At 36.8% G+C, this 20,454-nt stretch carries 20 protein-coding genes, 1 tRNA gene and 1 pseudogene; 14 read left to right on the top strand and 8 right to left on the bottom strand.

Annotated features, from left to right (window positions below; translation table 11 throughout):
• Positions 1-83 precede the first annotated feature (83 nt).
• Positions 84-1,115: a tRNA (adenosine(37)-N6)-threonylcarbamoyltransferase complex transferase subunit TsaD gene (tsaD, locus tag DWA31_RS11710; protein WP_114326852.1), complete on the bottom strand. Its 1,032-nt coding sequence runs from the start codon at positions 1,113-1,115 to the stop codon at positions 84-86.
• A gap of 236 nt (positions 1,116-1,351) precedes the next feature.
• Here tsaD and rpsU point away from each other — a divergent pair, with 236 nt between their 5' ends.
• From rpsU to DWA31_RS11680, 6 genes are all read left to right on the top strand, one after another.
• Positions 1,352-1,567 carry a 30S ribosomal protein S21 gene (rpsU, locus tag DWA31_RS11705; RefSeq protein ID WP_114326764.1) on the top strand — a complete coding sequence of 72 codons (216 nt, stop codon included), beginning with the start codon at positions 1,352-1,354 and terminating at the stop codon, positions 1,565-1,567.
• Positions 1,568-1,613: 46 nt separating this feature from the next.
• Positions 1,614-2,057: a GatB/YqeY domain-containing protein gene (locus DWA31_RS11700; protein WP_114326763.1), complete on the top strand. Its 444-nt coding sequence runs from the start codon at positions 1,614-1,616 to the stop codon at positions 2,055-2,057.
• 187 nt (positions 2,058-2,244) lie between these two features.
• Entirely contained in the window at positions 2,245-4,002 is a 1,758-nt protein-coding gene (gene dnaG / locus DWA31_RS11695; protein WP_114326762.1) for a DNA primase, read from the top strand.
• A 199-nt stretch (positions 4,003-4,201) separates the two neighbouring features.
• Positions 4,202-6,049, top strand: a complete 1,848-nt coding sequence (gene rpoD, locus DWA31_RS11690; RefSeq protein ID WP_114326761.1) for an RNA polymerase sigma factor RpoD — start codon at positions 4,202-4,204, stop codon at positions 6,047-6,049.
• A 91-nt stretch (positions 6,050-6,140) separates the two neighbouring features.
• Entirely contained in the window at positions 6,141-6,770 is a 630-nt protein-coding gene (locus tag DWA31_RS11685; RefSeq protein WP_114326760.1) for an outer membrane beta-barrel protein, read from the top strand.
• A 176-nt stretch (positions 6,771-6,946) separates the two neighbouring features.
• Positions 6,947-7,023: transfer RNA gene (locus DWA31_RS11680), tRNA-Ile, on the top strand.
• An 872-nt stretch (positions 7,024-7,895) separates the two neighbouring features.
• Here the strand turns inward: DWA31_RS11680 and arfA are convergent.
• Positions 7,896-8,099: an alternative ribosome rescue factor ArfA gene (gene arfA / locus DWA31_RS11670; RefSeq protein ID WP_114326758.1), complete on the bottom strand. Its 204-nt coding sequence runs from the start codon at positions 8,097-8,099 to the stop codon at positions 7,896-7,898.
• A 124-nt stretch (positions 8,100-8,223) separates the two neighbouring features.
• Here arfA and DWA31_RS17865 point away from each other — a divergent pair, with 124 nt between their 5' ends.
• The 5 genes from DWA31_RS17865 (at position 8,224) to DWA31_RS11640 (ending at position 13,528) form a co-directional block, all read left to right on the top strand.
• Positions 8,224-8,370, top strand: coding sequence for an EAL domain-containing protein (locus DWA31_RS17865; protein WP_210725587.1), 147 nt, complete (start codon positions 8,224-8,226; stop codon positions 8,368-8,370).
• 74 nt (positions 8,371-8,444) lie between these two features.
• A complete protein-coding gene (locus tag DWA31_RS11660) occupies positions 8,445-9,626 on the top strand; it encodes an acyl-CoA dehydrogenase (RefSeq protein WP_114326757.1) in 1,182 nt (393 codons plus the stop codon).
• A 474-nt stretch (positions 9,627-10,100) separates the two neighbouring features.
• The gene (locus DWA31_RS11650; protein WP_245942600.1) at positions 10,101-10,946 is read left to right on the top strand and encodes an HDOD domain-containing protein; all 846 of its coding nucleotides are present in this window, start codon (positions 10,101-10,103) and stop codon (positions 10,944-10,946) included.
• 145 nt (positions 10,947-11,091) lie between these two features.
• Positions 11,092-12,516 carry a sodium-dependent transporter gene (locus tag DWA31_RS11645; protein WP_114326756.1) on the top strand — a complete coding sequence of 475 codons (1,425 nt, stop codon included), beginning with the start codon at positions 11,092-11,094 and terminating at the stop codon, positions 12,514-12,516.
• A gap of 109 nt (positions 12,517-12,625) precedes the next feature.
• Positions 12,626-13,528 (top strand): class I SAM-dependent methyltransferase, encoded by a 903-nt coding sequence (locus tag DWA31_RS11640; RefSeq protein ID WP_114326755.1) that lies wholly within the window; start codon positions 12,626-12,628, stop codon positions 13,526-13,528.
• On the opposite strand, the gene DWA31_RS11635 is transcribed toward DWA31_RS11640, so the two are convergent.
• Positions 13,506-14,399 carry a DNA ligase gene (locus DWA31_RS11635; RefSeq protein ID WP_114326754.1) on the bottom strand — a complete coding sequence of 298 codons (894 nt, stop codon included), beginning with the start codon at positions 14,397-14,399 and terminating at the stop codon, positions 13,506-13,508. The genes DWA31_RS11640 and DWA31_RS11635 overlap by 23 nt on opposite strands.
• A gap of 260 nt (positions 14,400-14,659) precedes the next feature.
• Here DWA31_RS11635 and DWA31_RS11630 point away from each other — a divergent pair, with 260 nt between their 5' ends.
• Entirely contained in the window at positions 14,660-15,148 is a 489-nt protein-coding gene (locus DWA31_RS11630) for a hypothetical protein (RefSeq protein WP_114326753.1), read from the top strand.
• Between the two features lie 234 nt (positions 15,149-15,382).
• Here the strand turns inward: DWA31_RS11630 and DWA31_RS11625 are convergent, their stop codons facing one another.
• Positions 15,383-16,105: a DUF3581 family protein gene (locus tag DWA31_RS11625; RefSeq protein WP_245942599.1), complete on the bottom strand. Its 723-nt coding sequence runs from the start codon at positions 16,103-16,105 to the stop codon at positions 15,383-15,385.
• A gap of 126 nt (positions 16,106-16,231) precedes the next feature.
• Positions 16,232-16,513, bottom strand: a complete 282-nt coding sequence (locus DWA31_RS11620; protein ID WP_114326752.1) for a GIY-YIG nuclease family protein — start codon at positions 16,511-16,513, stop codon at positions 16,232-16,234.
• A gap of 41 nt (positions 16,514-16,554) precedes the next feature.
• On the opposite strand from DWA31_RS11620, the gene arfB reads away from it, so the two are divergent.
• Both arfB and DWA31_RS11610 read left to right on the top strand, forming a co-directional pair.
• On the top strand, positions 16,555-16,968 hold the full coding sequence (gene arfB, locus DWA31_RS11615) for an alternative ribosome rescue aminoacyl-tRNA hydrolase ArfB (protein ID WP_114326751.1): 414 nt from the start codon (positions 16,555-16,557) through the stop codon (positions 16,966-16,968).
• A gap of 178 nt (positions 16,969-17,146) precedes the next feature.
• Positions 17,147-18,001: a DUF2797 domain-containing protein gene (locus tag DWA31_RS11610; protein ID WP_114326750.1), complete on the top strand. Its 855-nt coding sequence runs from the start codon at positions 17,147-17,149 to the stop codon at positions 17,999-18,001.
• A 263-nt stretch (positions 18,002-18,264) separates the two neighbouring features.
• Here DWA31_RS11610 and DWA31_RS11605 read toward each other — a convergent pair whose 3' ends face one another.
• From DWA31_RS11605 to DWA31_RS11595, 3 genes and pseudogenes are all read right to left on the bottom strand, one after another.
• Complete coding sequence (locus DWA31_RS11605) at positions 18,265-18,471, bottom strand: cold-shock protein (RefSeq protein ID WP_057182578.1); 207 nt, start codon at positions 18,469-18,471, stop codon at positions 18,265-18,267.
• Between the two features lie 336 nt (positions 18,472-18,807).
• Positions 18,808-19,401 (bottom strand): annotated as a pseudogene (locus tag DWA31_RS17545) (methyl-accepting chemotaxis protein); the annotation flags it as partial.
• A 161-nt stretch (positions 19,402-19,562) separates the two neighbouring features.
• A complete protein-coding gene (locus DWA31_RS11595) occupies positions 19,563-20,402 on the bottom strand; it encodes a symmetrical bis(5'-nucleosyl)-tetraphosphatase (protein ID WP_114326749.1) in 840 nt (279 codons plus the stop codon).
• Positions 20,403-20,454 lie beyond the last annotated feature (52 nt).

Raw genomic sequence — 20,454 nt, 5'->3', positions numbered from 1 at the left:
CCGCTTGCCCTTCCTTCGACTGCTACGCGCTCAGAATTAACAGCGATGAATACCCGTTTGTCCTGAGCTTGTCGAAGGAAGGGCTATATCGCAGGCAAAGACTCTAACGACCAACGCGGATTGGCTTTAAAGGTTAAATCTGCGTTAGTACCTGCTTTTAATCGTTGTAATCCAGCATAGGCGATCATTGCCCCATTGTCGGTACAAAACTCTGGTCGAGGATAAAAAACACTGCCACCAAGTTTTTTAGTGGTAACGGCTAGTTTTTCTCGCAGGGCTGTATTGGCACTTACGCCCCCAGCGATGACTAAACGGTTTAAATTCTCTTGTTTTAGTGCCCGCTTGCATTTAATTGCTAAGGTATCAATTACGGCTTGCTGAAAAGCATGTGCGATATCTGCGTGAGTTTGTTTCAGTTCTGTTGCAGTCAATTCTAGGCATTCTTTTCTAACTAGCGTACTGGCCGCTGTTTTTAAACCGCTAAAGCTAAAATCTAATCCAGGCCTGTCTGTCATTGGGCGCGGTAATTTGAATCGCCCTGCTACACCAGATTCAGCCATTTTAGCGAGTGCAGGGCCGCCAGGGTAATCTAACCCTAACAATTTAGCCGTTTTGTCAAAAGCTTCACCAGCAGCATCGTCGACAGATTCACCCAGTAATTTATACTGACCAATACCTTCAACGCGCACTAACATGGTGTGGCCACCTGAAACTAGCAAAGCAATAAATGGGAACTCTGGCGCATCATCTTCTAGCATAGGGGCGAGTAAGTGACCTTCCATATGGTGTACAGGTACAGCAGGTAAGTCCCAACCATAGGCTAAACTTCTACCAATAGAGCAACCTACAAGCAATGCTCCCACAAGCCCTGGGCCAGCAGTATAGGCAACGCCATCTAAATCTTGGGGTGTTAAATTGGCATCTTTTAATACCGCCTGAATTAATGGAATAGTTTTACGGACATGATCACGTGAAGCTAACTCAGGAACAACACCACCATAATCAGCATGCACAGCAATTTGGCTATAAAGTCTATGTGCCATAATGCCTTTATCATCATCATAAATGGCAATGCCGGTTTCATCACAAGAGGTTTCAATGCCTAAAATTCGCATAAAGTTGGTTTCTGTTAACTGAAGTAGGGCGATTTTACCTAGCATTTATTTATTTCGCTAGTTTATTTGTTAGTATGAAAGAATTAGTCTTTACATCGCTAAGTACTTAACAGTAGAATACGTCACCCATTTTTAATAGAGCGGGTGTAGACAAGATTTTTGTTAGTTTAAAATAAACTCTCACTTCGAAGTCCGACGCCGATTTATATAGATTCAATACTAAGGTAAATAAGTACATGCCAGTAATTAAAGTAAGAGAAAACGAACCATTTGACGTAGCATTACGTCGTTTTAAACGTTCATGTGAGAAAGCAGGTATTCTTTCAGAAGTTCGTCGTCGCGAATGTTATGAAAAGCCAACTTGGGAACGTAAACGTAAGAAAGCAGCTGCTGTTAAACGTGCTGCGAAAAAAGTTTCTCGTGAGAACGCTCGTCACGTTCGCATGTACTAAGTTATTATTTTTAATAATGACCTTAGTAACCTCTAGAGTGTATTAGATGTCACTGCTAATTCAACTCAAAGATGAAATGAAAAATGCTATGCGCGCCAAAGACAAATGTCGTCTTGGTGTCATACGTATGGCATTGTCTGCGATCAAGTTAGCTGAAATTGATCATAACACCGAAGCAACAGATGATAATATTACTGCAATCTTAACTAAAATGGTTAAGCAGCGTAAAGAATCTATCAAAATGTTTACTGATGGTGGTCGTGATGAATTAGCGGCTAAAGAAGCCGAAGAAGTAATTGCTATACAGTTCTTTCTTCCGCAACCTTTAACTGACGCAGAAATTAAAGATTTAATTAATAAGGCGATTAACGAAACTGGTGCGGCTTCAATGGCTGACATGGGCAAGTTAATGGCAGTGTTAAAACCTTTGTTACAAGGCAAAGCTGACATGGGTGCTGTAAGCAGCCAAGTAAGAGCCGCGCTAACTTAATATAGGTTGAAAGCTTTAATAAAGCCGTAATGACTTAGGTTATTACGGCTTTTTTGTGTAGAATACTTTATCAATTGTATTTATTTACAAAGTTCCATACAAAATATCTACTGAATGACGGCTGCCTCAAAGCGAGGTGAATAGTCACTATTAATTCTTTCTTTTAATTGATGAGCTTTTAAGCAATATGGCCGGACGCATTTCTCGACAGTTTATTGATGATCTACTTGCGCGTGCCGACATTGTTGACATTGTAGATTCCCGTGTCCCATTAAAAAAAGCCGGTAAAAACTACCAAGCTTGTTGTCCTTTTCATAATGAAAAATCTCCTTCTTTCACTGTAAGTCAAGACAAGCAGTTTTATCACTGTTTTGGTTGTGGCGAACATGGCAGTGCCATTTCATTTTTAATGGAATTCGACCGACTTGATTTTGTTGATGCAGTAGAAGAGCTTGCTAATCACTGTGGTATAGAAGTTGTTCGAGAAGAAAATAATGCTACTCCTGCAGAGCAGCGCCGACAACAGCAAGTTTATCAGCAAAAACAAGATGATTACGAATTGATGAATCAAATCAGTCGTTTTTATCAACAGCAATTAAAAGTTTCCGCCGATAAAGAAATAGCAGTTAGCTATTTAAAAGGCCGAGGCTTAAGTGGTGAAGTGGTTAAACGCTTTGGTATTGGTTATATCAGTGATGCTTGGGATGGCATGATGAAAGCCTACTCACGTAACGGCCAAGCGAATCAGCAGCTTGTTGAATTAGGTATGGCAATTCAAGGGGATAAAAGTCGGCCCTATGATCGATTTCGTGGTCGAATCATGTTTCCTATTCGCGATAAACGCGGTCGAGTAATCGGTTTTGGCGGGCGCGTATTAGGTGATGAAAAACCTAAGTATTTAAACTCCCCCGAAACGCGTGTTTATCATAAAGGTCAAGAATTGTATGGCTTATATGAAGCTAAGCAAGCGAATAAAAACCTTAAACGTTTAGTGGTTGTTGAAGGTTATATGGACGTGGTGGCGTTAGCACAACATGGCGTTGATTATGCGGTTGCATCGCTAGGCACAGCCACAACAACAGAACAATTACAAACTATGTTTCGCACTGTTAAAGAAGTCATTTGTTGCTATGACGGTGACCGAGCAGGGCGCGATGCTGCATGGCGTGCGATGGAAAATGCTTTACCATTAATTCGTGATGGTTTTTCTTTGAGATTTGTTTTTGTGCCTGATGGTGAAGATCCTGATTCGTTAATTCGTAAACAAGGTCAGCAGGCATTTGAAAAAATTCTTGATGAAGCAATGCCTTTATCTAAATTTTTGTTTGAACAGTTAATGAATAAAGTAGACATGAGCTCATCAGAAGGGCGAGCTGGTTTTGTCGAATCATTTAAACCTTTACTGGCAAAATTACCCGATAGTGTATTAAAAGATGGCATCATTAACGATGTAGCTAATAATTTTGGTACCGGCAGTGAGCAATTTCTAACAAAATTTCGTAAAACGGTTACCAATACAGGCATGATTAAAAAGCCTAAAGTGAGTACTAAAGTCACACCAGTTAGGTTAGCCATTGCATTACTGTTAGAGCATCCCCATATAGTTAAATCATTAGGAGATATTTCAGCGTTGCAACCGTTAACTATTCCCGGTGTTGATTTACTAACGCAATTGTTAGTGTTATGTCAGCAAAACCCGAATATAAAAACAGCGCAATTACTTGAATATTTTCGTGATACAGAGCAAGGTAAACAACTGGCAAAATTAATGTGTTGGCAACATCATATTGAAGCGGAAGCCGCGCAGGATGTTTTTCTTGATAGCATTGAAAAATTACTGAATAATTTTGTTGAACAGCGTGCCGAGTTTTTGTTGCAAAAAGCACGAACAGGGCAGATGTCACAGCAAGAAAAACAAGAGCTACAAGCAATACTCAATGCTTAATGTAGCGTAACGACTATACTTGATTTAAACAAAGTAGTTAAAACAAAGAATGTAGGCACTTTTTAGTTGAACTGAAGACTGGAAATAGTACAGAAAACTCGCTATAATTTCCCGCTTTATTTGTGCAGCTTTTGCTATTCAATTTTATAAAATATTGTTTGAATAAACCATATTACCAAACATAGGTGGACACTCGTCAATGGAACCAGCCCCTCAATCTAGATTGAAAGATTTAATAACCAAAGGTAAAGAGCAAGGTTATTTAACGTTTGCACAAGTTAACGATCATCTTCCTCAAGATATTATCGACTCAGACCAAGTCGAAGACATTGTTAGTATGATCAACGACATGGGTATTCAAGTTTTTGAAAACGCCCCTGATGCTGATACGCTAATGATGAGCGAAGCTAATACCGATGAAGACGCTGCTGAAGCTGCTGCGCAAGCCCTCGCGACCGTAGAAAGTGAAATTGGTCGTACAACTGATCCCGTTCGCATGTATATGCGTGAAATGGGTACCGTTGAGTTATTGACTCGTAAAGGCGAAATTGTAATCGCCAAGCGTATTGAAGAAGGGATTAAAGAAGTACAACGTAGTGTTTCTGAATATCCACCGGCGATAAACTTCCTGCTTGATATGTGGGATAACTTTGAAGCGGAAGAATTACGTTTAACTGACATTATTGTCGGCTTTTTAGATCCTGATGCTGAAGATGAAGATATCCCTGCAGCGGCTACGCACGTAGGCTCTGAGCTTTCTAAGGATGAATTAGCAGATGAAGATAAAAATAAAGATAATTCTGACGAAGAAGAAGAGGAAGAAGAAGATACTGGGCCAGATCCAGAATTAGCACGTGAAAAATTTACCGCATTACGTGAAGCGTATGAAAATGCGAATCTAATTATTGCGAAAAAAGGCCGCGGTCATAGTGATGCTCAAGAAGCGATTGACGGCGTTGCTGAAGTATTCAAAGAATTTCGCTTAATTCCTAAATTATTTGATAAGTTAGTTAAAAATATGCGTAGTGTTATGGACAGATTACGCGTACAAGAACGCTTGATCATGAAGCACTGTGTAGTCGGTGCAGGTATGCCTAAAACTACCTTCATTAAAATCTTTCCTGGTAATGAAACCTCTAAAGACTGGTATGAGGCAGAAAAAGCAGCAGGACATAGTTATTCCGCCAAACTTGCTGATATCGAATTAGATGTTGAGCGTTGTATCTACAAATTAAACCTAATTGAAGAAGAAACTTTCTTAAATATACACGGCATAAAAGATATCAACCGTCGTATGTCAATTGGTGAAGCGAAAGCGCGCCGTGCGAAAAAAGAAATGGTTGAAGCTAACTTACGTTTAGTTATCTCTATTGCGAAAAAATACACCAACCGTGGATTACAATTCTTAGATTTAATTCAAGAAGGTAATATCGGTTTGATGAAAGCCGTTGATAAGTTTGAGTACCGTCGTGGTTACAAATTTTCAACTTATGCAACGTGGTGGATACGCCAAGCAATTACTCGTTCAATTGCTGACCAAGCGCGTACTATTCGAATCCCAGTACATATGATTGAAACTATCAATAAATTGAATCGTGTTTCTCGTCAAATGTTACAAGAAATGGGACGTGAGCCAACGCCTGAAGAATTAGCTGAACGCATGATCATGCCAGAAGATAAAATTCGTAAGGTATTGAAAATAGCCAAAGAACCTATTTCAATGGAAACCCCCATAGGTGATGATGAAGATTCACACTTAGGTGACTTTATTGAAGATGGCAGCGGTGAATTGCCGGTTGATTCAGCAACGGCTGAAAACCTTAAAGGCGCAACACATGAAGTACTTGCTGGTTTAACTGCTCGTGAAGCAAAAGTATTAAGAATGCGTTTTGGTATTGATATGAACACGGATCATACCTTAGAAGAGGTTGGTAAGCAGTTTGACGTAACACGTGAACGTATTCGTCAAATTGAAGCGAAAGCACTGCGTAAATTGCGACATCCATCTCGTTCAGAACAGCTAAAAAGCTTCCTTGATGGCGAGTAAATAAGTTTTTACGAGATATATAAAAAGAGTAAGTTAGTTTTCTAGCTTACTCTTTTTTTTAATTGCTTTATGTGAAAAAGAAGGGAATAGAATGTCAATTCAACTGCAAATATTTAGTCTTTTATGTTTACTCTTTATTTCAATAGCAGCTACTGCTGATGAAAGTAGTAACGTTGAAATAACGCCATTCGTTGGTTATCGTTTTGGTGGCGATTTTGATGCGACTAATAATGAAGCTGAAACTACCACCAAAATAAAGCTAAATGAAGACACAAGCTATGGTTTTTTACTTGCTTGGGATTATGACAAAAAGCGTCAAGGTGAACTGCTTGTTAGTCATTATACTAGTCGGTTTTCTCAAACGATAAATCCACTAGCAAGTAATAATGACTTGGCGATTACTTATGCACATATTGGCGGTAATGTACCTATTTCTGATGGCGCAGTACCTTTTTTTGTATCCGGAGGATTAGGTTTAACTCACTTTTCACCTAATGATAATCAATTAAGTAATGAAACTCGTTTTTCGCTGAATATAGGATTATCTACTAAAATACCGGTATCTGAGAATGTTAGTTTACGATTTGGCGGGCGAGTATACGCAACCTTCTTTAACTCAGATAGCCAGATATTCTGTAATGAAAATAATTGTGCAATATCGATATCAAGTGACTTATGGGTACAAAGTGAAGTAAATGCAGGTATTACTTTTTCTTTTTAATTCATTTTTTACTTCAGCTGCTCAACAAATAAGCTATCAGTAAATAAAGACAAAATATTTTTGCTCAGTAGGTGACAATAAAATAAAAAATGCTTATACTGCACGCGCTTTATTAAAGTGGTATATGTAATTAAATAAATAAACCTTTTTATAAAACTGTCCAAATAAATGAAAATGGGCCTTTAGCTCAGTTGGTTAGAGCATCCGACTCATAATCGGCAGGTCCGCAGTTCAAGTCTGCGAAGGCCCACCATTTTCATGTTACAAATCAATCAAATACCCCAGGCCCACCGACTTGTATATTTCGGGTCTTTTGTATGTCTGGAGTTTAGTCATTGATGGCTGTGATGGTCGCTTTGAAAGCTACATTAGATGCTCGTAGTGCGTAAACCCTAGTTTGAAAAATACTCTACAAGTTTAGTTACCATTACACTCTTATATTAAAGGATAATCTATATGCAAGTAAGCTCTAAAGTAACTGATCTAATAGCTCTTACTGCAGCAGATCTAGCGGTTATTGGAAACTTCTTATCAGGAGTAGGGGCTGTAGCCTTAGCTATTGTGGCTTTTTACGGTGTATACAGATGGAGAGCAGAATCCTCTGATAAAAGAGACACATTAGAGACCACAATAGACGAACACAAGCCGCTTTAAGGTCAGAATTTATCTGGTATGAGAGTGCTTCGCTACCGTTAGCTATAAGGTCAACTAATCGCTAATTTCAGACCTTAAGAGTAATAATCGAATATTACCGCTTAACAGAATTAGAGCAAAAGTTTGGTTTTAGTTCGTACGATTATATTTATTTGTGTGAACAATTTAACAATCCCATATTGTTTTAAACTGGAAGCCTTATGCTAGTTGGCAGACATAAATAGTCCTTAATTTGTAATTCTTAAACGTCCGCTTCATTGTACCTCAGTGATTAGAATAATAGAGTATTATTACTCGTACTTAAACAGTCTAAAATTTGAATGATTATCAAATTATAATTGATAATCATAAATAAGAAAAAAGTTTGTGTGCGGGCGTTACTCAAAGCTTCTGAGTACGGTGTTATTGCTAAAACAGAGAGAGTTGGGATTAAGTAGAAAGTTTTATTTAATAGTTGCTATGAGTAATATATTAAGCGGCCATTAAATAAGACTCTCGTCTTAGATTTTTAGCTTTACGCTGGTACGAACCTTTGCCTTTTTTGGCTTTCACTACCTGCATTTTATACAGCTTTGATGTAACTAATGCCGCTAAAAAATTACTTTTAATTTTTCCTCGACCTAGATCTGTTGCACCCATAACAGCTTTCGCTAATGGCTTTTTCTGCTTACTCATGATTTTTCCTTTAAAGTTGTTTATCCATTACGCTAAAGTAATGTCTATTTATTATACAGCTTAATGCATAGGAAAAACTATAAATTATTTAAGATAAAGGCCCATAATTACCATTGCTCATGAATTGGATTTAAGTGTTATAGCAGAAGGTATAGAAACAGAGCTACAAAGAAAGATTCTAACTAAGGTTGGATGTGACTTTGGTCAGGGTTATCTTTTTCTAAGCCTGTGTCATCTCAGCAATTTGAAAAGGTATTTATTAATACCCTAAATCAGATTATAAGTTTCTTTAATAAGATGTATCATACTTTCATAGGACTAAATAAATGTTTACAGGAATAATCAATGAAAAAAACATTAAATTCATATGATTGGCAAGATCCAATGTTTCTAAATAATCAATTAACTGAAGAAGAGCGAATGATTAGAGACACGGCTCATGATTATTCCCAGAGTAAATTACTACCTAGAGTGTTAAAAGCTAATCGAGATGAAGTTTTTGATATTGAAATCATGAAAGAGCTTGGTGAGCTTGGTTTACTCGGAGCTACTTTACCTTCCCAATATGGTGGTAGTGACGTGAACTATGTTAGTTATGGTTTGATAGCACGTGAAGTTGAGCGTGTTGACAGTGGTTATCGTAGCGCTATGAGTGTGCAATCATCATTGGTTATGCACCCAATACATACCTTTGGCAGTGAAGATCAAAAAAATAAATACTTAACTAAACTTGCTAGTGGCGAGTGGATCGGTTGTTTTGGCTTAACTGAGCCTGATTCTGGTAGTGATCCCGCATCAATGAACACTAGAGCCAGCAAAGTTGATGGTGGTTACACATTGTTGGGTAATAAAATGTGGATAACCAACTCACCCGTTGCTGACATTTTTATTGTTTGGGCTAAATTAGACGATGTGATACGTGGTTTCATTCTTGAAAAAGGCATGGTGGGTTTAACAACACCTAAAATTGAAGGTAAATTTTCGCTGCGTGCTTCTATTACAGGCGAGATAGTGATGGATAATGTTTTTGTGCCAGAAGAAAACATGTTCCCAGAAGTAAAAGGTTTAGCAGGGCCTTTTAGCTGTCTTAATAAAGCGCGTTACGGTATTGCTTGGGGAAGTTTAGGCGCGGCAGAGTTCTGCTTTGAAGGTGCGCGTAATTATACGTTAGAGAGAAAACAATTCAATCGGCCGTTAGCCGCTAACCAGCTAATACAAAAAAAATTGGCGGATATGGAAACCGACATAGCTTTGGGTTTACAAGGCTGTTTGCAAATGGGCCGATTAATGGATAATGGTCAATGTCCTATTGAACTTATCTCTATGATGAAACGTAATAATTGTGGTAAATCATTAGATATAGCACGTATTGCCAGAGATATGCATGGTGGAAACGGTATCAGTGATGAATTCGGTATTATTCGCCATGTAATGAATTTAGAAGCGGTGAATACGTATGAAGGGACTCATGATATTCATGCCTTGATTTTAGGTAAAGCAATTACGGGAATACAAGCTTTTTATTAAAGAGGCAACTCAAAAGCTTAGTTGCTAAAGTGAATGCCTTTATGGATGTTAGTAATACCAATCTCACTAACTATGTGATCATTTCTACTTGTTAAAACGACCAACTACTTCGTTATTTATTTAATAGCTAGAACAACTAGTTATTGAAATAAACGCCTTGTATTTGACCGTTTTCCCTACGTATAAAATAGATCACCTAATTAATGAAACTGGTATAAGTTAAATTATTCAATGACGGCCTATATTCAAGTAACGTTAGACAGAACAACCTCAGATGTGTTTAAGTTATTTAAAGTCGAAGTGATCAAAATAAAGGAAGTAGTCGAATGTAACATAGTTGCAGCTGACTATGATGACTGAACATATAAAAGATGATTTCGGTATATCTTTCTAATTTTTCGATAGAAATAAGTATCATGGGTATAAGTAATATATTGAACAGTGTTTTACTCACTAGTAAATGGGATAGAAAATATGATGAATTCGCGTGAATACGCCTTACAAGCTAACGGCTCTTTTGCTTTGCCAGATGCTTGTTTTAAAATAAAAGCTTTGATGGAAGATGAAAATTCAGCGATTAGTGATTTTGCTGATGTGATCAGTGTAGATCCTTCCATGACTTCACGATTATTACAAATAGCGAATAGTGCCATTTATCGCTTTCCCGGTGAAATTAGTACTATTTCTCGGGCTATTACTGTTATCGGTACACAAGCTATTTATAATATGATGCTGGTGGATGTTGCCGCTTCGGCATTTAAGCATTTTGCTAACCAAGCGATTGATCTTAAACGTTTTTGGCGAATGAGTATTTATTGTGGCTTAGTCACTAAAAACTTAGCTATAAAAGCAGGTATAAAAGATATCGAACGCCTTTTCGTTGCTGGTTTATTGCAGAATTTTGGCGAGTTATTAGTGGCTAAAATTAGCCCTGAAATTGCCCAACGCTGTGAACAATATAATCGGGATAATTTACCTTGGGATCTGCAACAATTAGCATTAGGTTTTACCTATACGGATATTTCTGCTGAATTACTTAAAATTTGGCAACTACCAGAAAAAATAATTATTCCTATTCGTCATTTCAATCAAGCACAAAGTAATCAAATAAATAAAGATGTTAAAGTCTTAAACTTAGCTTCAAGATTAGCATTACTTGATAGCCATGGTGATGAATTTGACTATGATGTTGTGATTGATCAATCACTCTGCAAAAGCTTAGGATTGAGTAAAGACGACATACATCAAGTTGCTGAAATTGCAGCAGAGGATGCCGTAGGGATTTTAACGGTAATGAATCCTAAATTATTTTCTAGGTAAGTTTCGTTTGACATAAAACAAAAAGTGGACAAATTATTATACACTTTACGTAAATTTATGCTTTGCCCAAAGAAGACAATGCTAGTAAAGCTTGCTAGCATCAACCACCTATAAAAATTATAATAAATAAAAGTGAAGGACGTTTATGAGCGCATCTAGAGAACATTTCAGCTCACGTATTGGTTTTATTCTTGCTGCTGCAGGCTCTGCTGTCGGTATTGGTAACTTAGTTGGTTTTCCGGTAAATGCAGCGAAAAACGGTGGTGGTGCATTTTTACTTATGTACGCATTATTTGTATTTTTAATCTGCTTACCCGTTATGATTGCGGAAATGGCGGTAGGTAGAAAAACAGCAAAAGAACCCGTTGGAGCTTATAAGGCTTTAAGTCAGAAGAGTGGTTTATGGGGAGCTGCAGGTTTTTTGGGGGTGCTAACGCCTTTTATGATTGCGGTATTTTATATGGTGATAACCGTATGGATTTTTGGTTACATTGTCTTAACACTAACGGGGAATCTAGATTATTTAGCGAGTAATGGTGGTTTTGGAGAGATTATTAATAGCCCTTATTTGTTTATAGCCATGGCTGTTGTTGCTGCGATTATAAATTTTATTTTAGTCGCGGGTGTCAAAGATGGCATTGAGAAGGCAGCAAAAATATTAATGCCGACATTATTTGTCATGCTTATTATTATGGTTATTTTTGTGCTAACGCTTGATAATGCTATAGCGGGTGTGAAGTTTTTCTTAATTCCTGATATCAGTAAAATAACGCCAAGCGTTATTAATGGAGCTTTGTCACAAGCTTTCTTTTCCTTGTCTCTCGGTATGGGGATTTTAATCACCTATGGCTCATACATTAACAATCAAACCAATATTCCAAATTCGGCAAAATTAGTGGCCCTTACCGATACTGGCGTCGCTTTTATCGCTGGTTTAATGATTTTGCCGGCCGTTTTCTCGTTTAATCCTGATGTTAATCCAAATGAATTAAGTGATAGTTCAGTGTCATTAATTTTTACGTTTTTACCTAAAATATTTTTAGCGCTACAAGTATCTATTGGTTACATTGGGGCTAGCACAGTAGCGGCTTTCTTCTTTATTTTGATATTTTTTGCGGCAATAACGTCGTTAGTTTCTATTCTTGAAGTGCCCGTTTCTTACTTAGTGACTGAGAAAAAGCATAGCCGTAAAAAAGCGTTATCAATTCTGCTAATGACCGCCGGTATTTTGACTGTGTTTGCTACTGTCTCGTTTGGTATGATTACCTTTTTTACTGAATTTACCTCGTATGCTGGTGGCACAAAATCATTTTTTGATGTCATTGTAGATGTTTTCTACGACACTATTTTACCGCTGAATGGTTTCTTACTTTGTGTGTTTGTTAGTTATCGATGGAAGAAAAATAATTTATCTGAGCAATTAAGTGTTGGTAACGATGGCTATATTGGCTCTTGGGTTGAGAAGTATATTAATTTCTCGTTAGGTACTTTTATACCCGCTATCGTGTTAGTTATTTTTGTTAATACGGTTGCGCAAAAGTTCTTTGCTGTTAGTTTGTTTGGTTTCTAATCTAGAAAAAACCACTAATAAATTATTTTGAGTCTACAAGCCGGTCAATGTTATTATTGACCGGCTTTCTTTTATTCATTATTCATTACTCATTACTGATACTTCCCCTATGATTGAACACATTGCTGCTACTAACTTTACTGATTGCCAACGCCTTTTTCATGGACGTGGCCATGGCTATGAAAACTTGTCTCATGTAAATGTTGATTGGCTATCCCCTGTTATTTTAATTACGCTTTATCAAGTAGTAGATGAAGCTTGGTTACTAACACAAGCAAAAGCATTACAAAGTTTACTTAGCGAATGCCAGAGTGTGCAAGTGCAGCGTAGATATGAAAAATTTTCTCCCACACAAGTATTGCTAGGTGAGTCTATCGATAAGACAGTCGTGACTGAAAATGATTTGTCCTATCATATTGAATTTGGCAAAGCACAAAACTGTGGCTTATTTTTAGATATGAGTGTTGGCCGAACTTGGGTAAAAGAACATGCTCAAAATAAGAATATACTTAACTTATTTGCTTATACTTGTGCCTTTTCTGTTGCTGCTACTGCGGGTGGCGCGAGTAAAGTTGTTAATATAGATTTAAGTAAAGCGTCTTTAAGTAAGGGACGAGAAAATCATCAATTAAATCAGCTAGCAAAAAAGGACGGTAAGAAAATTATTTTTGAAGGGCTAGATATCTTCAAATCTAACAGCCGTATAAAAAAATACGGACCCTATGATTTACTCATTTGTGATCCGCCTTCTTTTCAAAAAGGCAGTGTAAATATTGAACGTGATTACGCTAAAATTATCCGTCGAATTCCTCAATGGATGAATACGGGTGCTAAGTTGATGTTATGTTTAAATTCACCTGATCTTGATGAACAATTTTTAATAGAAGAAGTAGCGCGAGAGTGCCCAGACTGCGCTTTTGAGCAACGGCTGGCTAACCCTGAAGTGTTTAAAGAAGCATATAAGGGTAAAGGCTTAAAAGTACTGATTTTTACTTATCAGCCAAAAGACTAGTTCTTTTTTCTCTAATCCGATAATAACGGGCAAACCTTGGTATACCTGCTTGGGTTTTACCGTTGTATTTAAAAGTGATTAAGCTGCCAATTTCTGGTGGCTTATGTCTATCTTGATCAGTAAAACCTGAGCCTATTTTGAAAATGACACCTTCACTTGTTTTTACTTGTATAGCGCCTAATAGACCTTGATATTTACCTTTGCCTTCAATGTGTGCCATCACTACTGCTTCTGCATCATGGTGTTTTTTTAGCTTCATTATACTCGCAGTTCTACCGACATGATAATAAGCAATGCCAAGGTGTAACATTAACCCTTCTCCGTTATTTTTGACTATTTTATTAAGTCTTTCATGTAGTTGTTCAACCGTAGTGAGTTTAAATTGTTCGATTATTGATAAGTATAGCGAGTTTGCTTTCTTTGTTAATTGCTGCATGGCTATTATTCGTTTGGTAAAGGTTTCTTTATTTTCAGGAAGGTCAAATATCATAAAGCGGACAAATTTCCAGCAAGTCTCATCAATAATCTTTTTTCTGATACAAGAGAGAGTTTGTTGAAAATAATCTCTCTTAACCCATAATTCGCCATCCATTGCCTTGTCAGGCCAGTTTTTGGTAAACCATTTAGGGCTATGTATAAGGTTACCTTGGCGAGTTAACAAATGTGTACCATTCCAATAGCCACGCATACCATCTAATTTTTCAGACAGCCAATATTGGTTAATATCAGTAACGGTTTTATAGACTGTTGCCTGTTGAATGGCTGGCTTTGGTAGAGGCTTGCTTTGAGCGTTAACTGCAAATAGTATCAGCAAAGTAGTAATCAATAATTTCATCAGTAACATCCATGTTTGAGTAATTAATTTAATCATAGTCTACTTTTTAGTCTAGTATTAATCTTTATTGAGAAGTACTTATAGATAATACCAGTTTCATTAATTAGGTGATCTATTTTATACGTAGGAAAAACGGTCAAATACAAGGCGTTTATTTCAATAACTAGTTGTTCTAGCTATTAAATAAATAACGAAGTAGTTGGTCGTTTTAACAAGTAGAAATGATCACATAGTTAGTGAGATTGGTATAAGTATGTATAGAAAAGAATTAATGTAAAAAATTCAAGGATGAATGAATGACCCTTATCAAATTATTGATTTTTATTAGCTCGTTACTCTTGTTTACTTCCGTAAGCGAGGCAAAAAAACGCTGCAAACCCCTATTAGAAAAATTACATAATATTCAAGCAATGCAGCGTAGTGGTTATTCATCACCACGTGGCCTTAGTTTACGCGCAAGAGAAGATAAAGCGCGTGATAAGTGGTGGCAATGTGAGCAGGGGGCAAAGAACAAGAAAAAAACGAAGAGTAAAGGTAAGAAAAGCAGTAAAAATAAAAGTAGCTATTCTAAGACTGCTTACAAAAAAACACCAGCGGGGACGCCGTTTAAGACTAATAATGTCATTGTTATTAAATCAAAATATCAAGGGAATAAAAAACAAGCATGGCTTAAGTTTTACCAACAACCCACTCAGTGTAATCGTCCTAAAAGCTTAGCTGTTTTTGCCTCTTGTAGTGAAAATAAACAAGTACAGCGGATTAATTTTGAGCAGGAATATGAATGATTTTTGTAACTATTCACCTATCGTCACTCCCGAGGTCTTTAAATCTGGAGTCTAGAATTTTAAACACTGAGATTCCAGCTTCAGCTTTGTAGTTCCAGACCAAAGCTAGACCCTACGTCCTGTAGGCAAAGACACAACTGGAATGACGGGAATACTAGGTATGGTGAATAGATACTGATTTTTTAAGTTACAAACCGCTACTGAGTATCAGATTGTGAATCGCATAGCTGTTTACTAGCGACTATAAGCGATTTTTGTGTTTTTATATTGTGCCACCATAGTATCAACATTATCTTGGCAATATTCACGTAAGCCACTTAACAGCATGTGTTTTTTACCATGACCAACTATTTCACCGTCACTGATTAAATCAAACTCGAGCCAAGCATCACCACGTTTGCCTTCGATAGTTAAACTTGTTTTCGCTAATTTCAATGTCAGGGTGGTAATGTCAAGACGATCTAAGCTTATCTTCATGCATTGATACATAATCATAGGACGTGCAGGGTTAATCATGACATTATTTTCGGTCATTAATTTGACTAAAATATCAGGAAAAGTATGGCCAGAAAAATCAACATAAGCTTTCGTTAAGGCATTTATTAATGATGTGCAGTGAGTTTTTTCTCCACTTGCTTCAACAGATAAATAAGTTTTATTTTTGCTGTCTACAATATCGAAAGTATTGATTATTTCATTAGGAAAAGTTAATGCTATTCCATCATTTATCATGCCTGAAAAGTTAAAACTCATTTCTTTATGTAGGCCTGATTTAGCGATGATTATTGAAAATAGTAAGTCGCCTGGCACACAAAATCGCTTGGCTTCAATATTATGCAAGGGGTTAAAATCATCAGCGACTTGTTTAGCAAAATCACTCCCTTGTTGACGAGTAAAGCTGATTTGCTCATTATTAATAGAGCAATATTTTTCAATAAACATTTTTTCTTGTGACATAGTTACAACTTTTATTTTAAATAAGATTTAGTACTGATTTAGTACTAAATCAACACAACAGGACATTCTAACAGTACCTAGTTCATAAATCGAAATAAATGATTGTAAAAGTAACTCAGCAGACCTCTAATTAATGATAGAGGAATCAGGGTAAGCCAATACCAATTCCTCTTTTTGCTTTTTAGTCAGTGTTCGTAATTGATATTCACGTTTACTCGCACTACTTTTATCTATAGCGGTTTCACTATAAACAAGTTTTACTGGTCGTCTTGCTCGCGTATACTTTGCTCCTAGTTTAGTATTATTGTGTTGATGCAGGCGTCGTTTGATGTCGGTGGTGATACCTGTGTAGAGGCTATTATCATTACAGCGAAGAAAATAAACAGTCCAAGTGTTGTTTTGTGTCATAAATAGTAAATGTTAGTTATTTTAAATAATGGTAAATAAAAGTGCTAGAGATATCAAATGCAGTAATCATCGCTGATTGGGAAATTGAACTTACTGGAATCAGAGCCACTGGCAACGGGGGTCAACGAGTCAATAAAGTAGAAACTGCTATACACTTACGTTTCGATATCAAGCGATCATCATTACCTTCCATATACAAAGAGAGATTACTAAAGCTATCAGATAGCCGTATAACAAGTGATGGCATTATCATTATCAAGGCCCAATCATTTAGAACTCAATCAATGAACAAAGACGATGCACTAAAGCGACTGAAAGAGTTAATCATATCAGCAATGGTTGTCAAAAAATCTAGGCGACCAACTAAGCCGACAAAAGGCTCGAACCTTCGAAGATTAGATTCAAAGAAGAAGGCAAGTTCTAATAAATCATTACGCAGAAAAGTAGACCATTAGTGAATGCATTCATGTGTAATTAGAATTATTTTCGCCTTGATATTAGATGATCCTTATTTTAAATAGCTTCAAAAGAGAGTTATTTAGCTTTAAATGTACGAGTAAAGCTAATCAAAAGTAATTTAAAAAACACGAAAAAATAAAATTTTAATATTGAAGTCAATTATAGAGAGAAAACATGCCAATAAGTGAGATAGGCGCTATAGAAAAATTAACGGCGCAACTGGATACTAATAACTTAGTACAATACCAATTACCTTTAGCGGTGATAAATTCAGACACGACTGAAAAACAAAGTATTGCCTTGAACCCTATTATAGGCAAAACCCTCACATTAAATTTTCATGGTAAAATTGCCTGTAAACATTGTGGTAAAACGACTAAAAAAAGTTACTCTCAGGGATTTTGTTACCCTTGTATGATTACACTTGCACAGTGTGATATGTGCATTATGAAGCCTGAAACTTGCCATCACCACCTCGGTACTTGTCGAGAACCAAAGTGGGGCGAGCAACATTGTATGGTAGATCACTATGTTTATTTATCAAATACTTCAGCGTTAAAAGTAGGCATAACTCGTCATACTCAAATACCAACGCGATGGATTGATCAAGGGGCAACACAAGCACTGCCTATTTTTAAAGTGAGTACTCGCTTACAATCAGGGTTGGTTGAAACAGCACTAGCTGAATATATTGGTGATAAAACCAATTGGCGGGCAATGCTTAAAGGTAGTAATGACGCTATTGATTTAAAAGCTGAAGCTAAGGTGTTGATCCCTCAAATAAAGGAACGTTTAGACGATATATCACTTAAGTTTGGTGACGATGCTGTGCAATTGCTAGATGAAGACATCGTTAATTTAAATTACCCTGTTAGCCAATATTTAACTAAAATCAGTTCGTTTAACTTTGATAAAACCCCCTGTGTTTCAGGTGTTCTGTTAGGTATAAAAGGCCAATACCTTATTTTCGAAAAAGGGGTGATAAATATGCGTAAGTTTTCTTCCTATCAAATTAGTGTTGAATATTAATGTTGTAGAGTATTTAGCCGTTGGGTAATGATAAATAGTTAACATTGATAGGAATTGATAGTGAAGTATTACGTGAGCCGTTGATTATTGAAATTTAGAACGATTAAGTATTTTGTCTGTATTGAGTCCAAGTGCAGCAATGATTTATTGATTTTTTATTTTTGCTATGTATCGATAAATGAAGCGCTATGAAGCATTTTAATAATAAAAAAGCGAGTACCTAAAGGTTACTCGCTTTTTTTTGTACTTTTAATTAATAAAAATTAAAGAGCTACAATGTTCTCAGCTTGAGGGCCTTTTTGACCTTCAGTAACTGTGAATTCAACTTTTTGACCTTCAGCTAAAGTTTTGAAACCGTCACCAACAATCGCGTTGAAATGAGCGAAAACGTCAGGGCCATTTTCTTGCTCGATGAAACCGAAACCTTTAGCTTCGTTAAACCATTTTACTGTACCAGTAGTTGTAGACATAAGAATATCCTAATTTATTTATGAGTAATTTAGCTTCTTTCATTTATTTTTAACTAGGTTAAATGCAAATGATAAAAGCGGGTTTGCTAAAAAGTGTTGCTATTACTTATAAAACAGGACGGGTTATTTAATACGGGTCAAAAACCTATTACGGGTAATCAAGCAAAACATAACATCGAAATGGTGTACAAAAATATAAAACTAACTTCAAGCGCTATGGATTATAAAGCTGTGGTAGGTGTTGTCAATAGAAGTTGTTGATTTTGATCGTGTTAAAACAAAAAAAACGATTCTGGAGCGTGTATAGAATCGTTTTAATGTTAATTAGAGTGAGCGCTACAACTTAAATTCTTGCACTGATTGTTGTAATTCTTCAGCAAGGCGGGCGACTTCACTGCTTGATGCGGCAGTTTGTTGTGATCCAGCTGTAGTTTGTTCAGCTATGGCAACAATAGATTCAAGATTTTCACTAATTTCATGGGCAACAACACTTTGCTCTTCTGCTGCAGTAGCAATCTGTGAACTGCGTCGAAAGCTTCATGAACTGCGTGGGTAATGGTTTCTAAGGCTTTCTCAGCTGTTTACACAATCAAATGCTTTTGACTTGCCAGTGTCCATTACCGTGACAGCCTTACCTGCGCCTGTTTGTAGCGCTTCAATCATGGTTTGAATTTCTGACGTTGACTCTTGTGTTCTAGTAGCTAAAGTGCGTACTTCATCAGCAACAACAGCAAAGCCTCTACCTTGTTCACCCGCTCGAGCCGCTTCAATGGCAGCATTTAAAGCAAGGAGGTTGGTTTGATCAGCAATACCACGAAAAACATCTAAAATACCGCCAATAGAGGCACTATCTTGTTGTAATTGATTAATCACTTGGGCAGCCAAGTCTACTTCAGTTGCGAGTTGCTCTATTGTTTGTTTGTTTTTATTTATTGTTAGGCTTGTATTTATATGGAGCACCAGTGACTGATTGCCCTTGTTAATATCGGCTATAGTTATCACACGACGATTTTTATGAATATATATTTAAAAGATGAATTTGGCTAACGTTTTGAGTATATCAAGCCTCGCTGCTTTTTTATCCCTTATGTCTATTTACTTGGTGCTTTGTGTGCAGGTTCAGTGAAGAGTTTTTTATCATGCCAGCGTAACAGTGTTAAATGATTGCCCCAAACGCATCCTGTGTCTAATGGATAGATGTTTTGATGGGAACATTCACCCATTAGCGCAGCCCAATGGCCAAAAACCCAAGGTGTTTCATTGATAGTCGATGATAACTCAAACCAAGGTAATAAAGTTATGTTTGATTGTTGGTTGTTGTGAATAGTACTGGGAGCGGATTTATTTTCAAATTCTAGGTTTTTATTTCTATAACAGTAACGCATGCGAGTAAATGAGTTGATTGTATAGCGAAATTTTTCTATCTCGCTTTTGGCATCTTTCCAATCATTTGGTTTTTCACCGTACATTGACGATAACCAAGCGTTTCTATTGCTAGAGCTAAGTCGCTGTTGGGCAAAGTTTGCTTGCTCTATTGCTTGGGCTAAAGTCCATTGAGGGGAAATGCCGGCATGACTCATGTAGGCGCTATCATTGCCTATTTTTTGTAATAAGGGTTGTTGGGCTAACCAATTTATTAATTCATCAACATCGTCAGCATCGAGCAATGCATTGAGTCGGTCTTGTTTTTTTACTTTTTTAATACCTGCATAAACGGCAAGTAAATGAAGGTCATGATTGCCAAGTACTACTTTTGCAGAATCATTAAGTGACTTTATAAAACGTAGCGTTGCTAAAGAGTCGGGTCCTCTAGCAACAAGATCACCCGCGACATAAAGTTGATCGACTTTGCTATTGAAAGAGACCTGTTTTAATAAAGCAGTTAGTTCGCTGTAACAGCCTTGGATATCACCGACTAAATATATACTCATGTTACCTCAATATGCAGAATTCAGCTGATATTAGAAACGCTTTTAAAATAGG

This window comes from Candidatus Colwellia aromaticivorans (genome assembly GCF_003333305.1).
In the GTDB taxonomy this organism is placed as follows: domain Bacteria; phylum Pseudomonadota; class Gammaproteobacteria; order Enterobacterales; family Alteromonadaceae; genus Colwellia; species Colwellia aromaticivorans.
This window is presented reverse-complemented; position numbering and strand designations above follow the sequence as displayed.

Coding starts and splice junctions, on each gene's coding strand:
- DWA31_RS11635 (WP_114326754.1), bottom strand. CDS start 14,399: ATGATTAAATTAATTACTCAAACATGGATGTTACTGATGAAATTATTG.
- DWA31_RS11660 (WP_114326757.1), top strand. CDS start 8,445: ATGAAAAAAACATTAAATTCATATGATTGGCAAGATCCAATGTTTCTA.
- arfA (WP_114326758.1), bottom strand. CDS start 8,099: ATGAGTAAGCAGAAAAAGCCATTAGCGAAAGCTGTTATGGGTGCAACA.
- DWA31_RS11645 (WP_114326756.1), top strand. CDS start 11,092: ATGAGCGCATCTAGAGAACATTTCAGCTCACGTATTGGTTTTATTCTT.
- DWA31_RS11650 (WP_245942600.1), top strand. CDS start 10,101: ATGATGAATTCGCGTGAATACGCCTTACAAGCTAACGGCTCTTTTGCT.
- rpoD (WP_114326761.1), top strand. CDS start 4,202: ATGGAACCAGCCCCTCAATCTAGATTGAAAGATTTAATAACCAAAGGT.
- DWA31_RS11610 (WP_114326750.1), top strand. CDS start 17,147: ATGCCAATAAGTGAGATAGGCGCTATAGAAAAATTAACGGCGCAACTG.
- DWA31_RS11700 (WP_114326763.1), top strand. CDS start 1,614: ATGTCACTGCTAATTCAACTCAAAGATGAAATGAAAAATGCTATGCGC.
- dnaG (WP_114326762.1), top strand. CDS start 2,245: ATGGCCGGACGCATTTCTCGACAGTTTATTGATGATCTACTTGCGCGT.
- rpsU (WP_114326764.1), top strand. CDS start 1,352: ATGCCAGTAATTAAAGTAAGAGAAAACGAACCATTTGACGTAGCATTA.
- DWA31_RS11625 (WP_245942599.1), bottom strand. CDS start 16,105: ATGTCACAAGAAAAAATGTTTATTGAAAAATATTGCTCTATTAATAAT.
- DWA31_RS11640 (WP_114326755.1), top strand. CDS start 12,626: ATGATTGAACACATTGCTGCTACTAACTTTACTGATTGCCAACGCCTT.
- DWA31_RS11595 (WP_114326749.1), bottom strand. CDS start 20,402: ATGAGTATATATTTAGTCGGTGATATCCAAGGCTGTTACAGCGAACTA.
- DWA31_RS11685 (WP_114326760.1), top strand. CDS start 6,141: ATGTCAATTCAACTGCAAATATTTAGTCTTTTATGTTTACTCTTTATT.
- DWA31_RS11630 (WP_114326753.1), top strand. CDS start 14,660: ATGACCCTTATCAAATTATTGATTTTTATTAGCTCGTTACTCTTGTTT.
- DWA31_RS11620 (WP_114326752.1), bottom strand. CDS start 16,513: ATGACACAAAACAACACTTGGACTGTTTATTTTCTTCGCTGTAATGAT.
- tsaD (WP_114326852.1), bottom strand. CDS start 1,115: ATGCGAATTTTAGGCATTGAAACCTCTTGTGATGAAACCGGCATTGCC.
- DWA31_RS11605 (WP_057182578.1), bottom strand. CDS start 18,471: ATGTCTACAACTACTGGTACAGTAAAATGGTTTAACGAAGCTAAAGGT.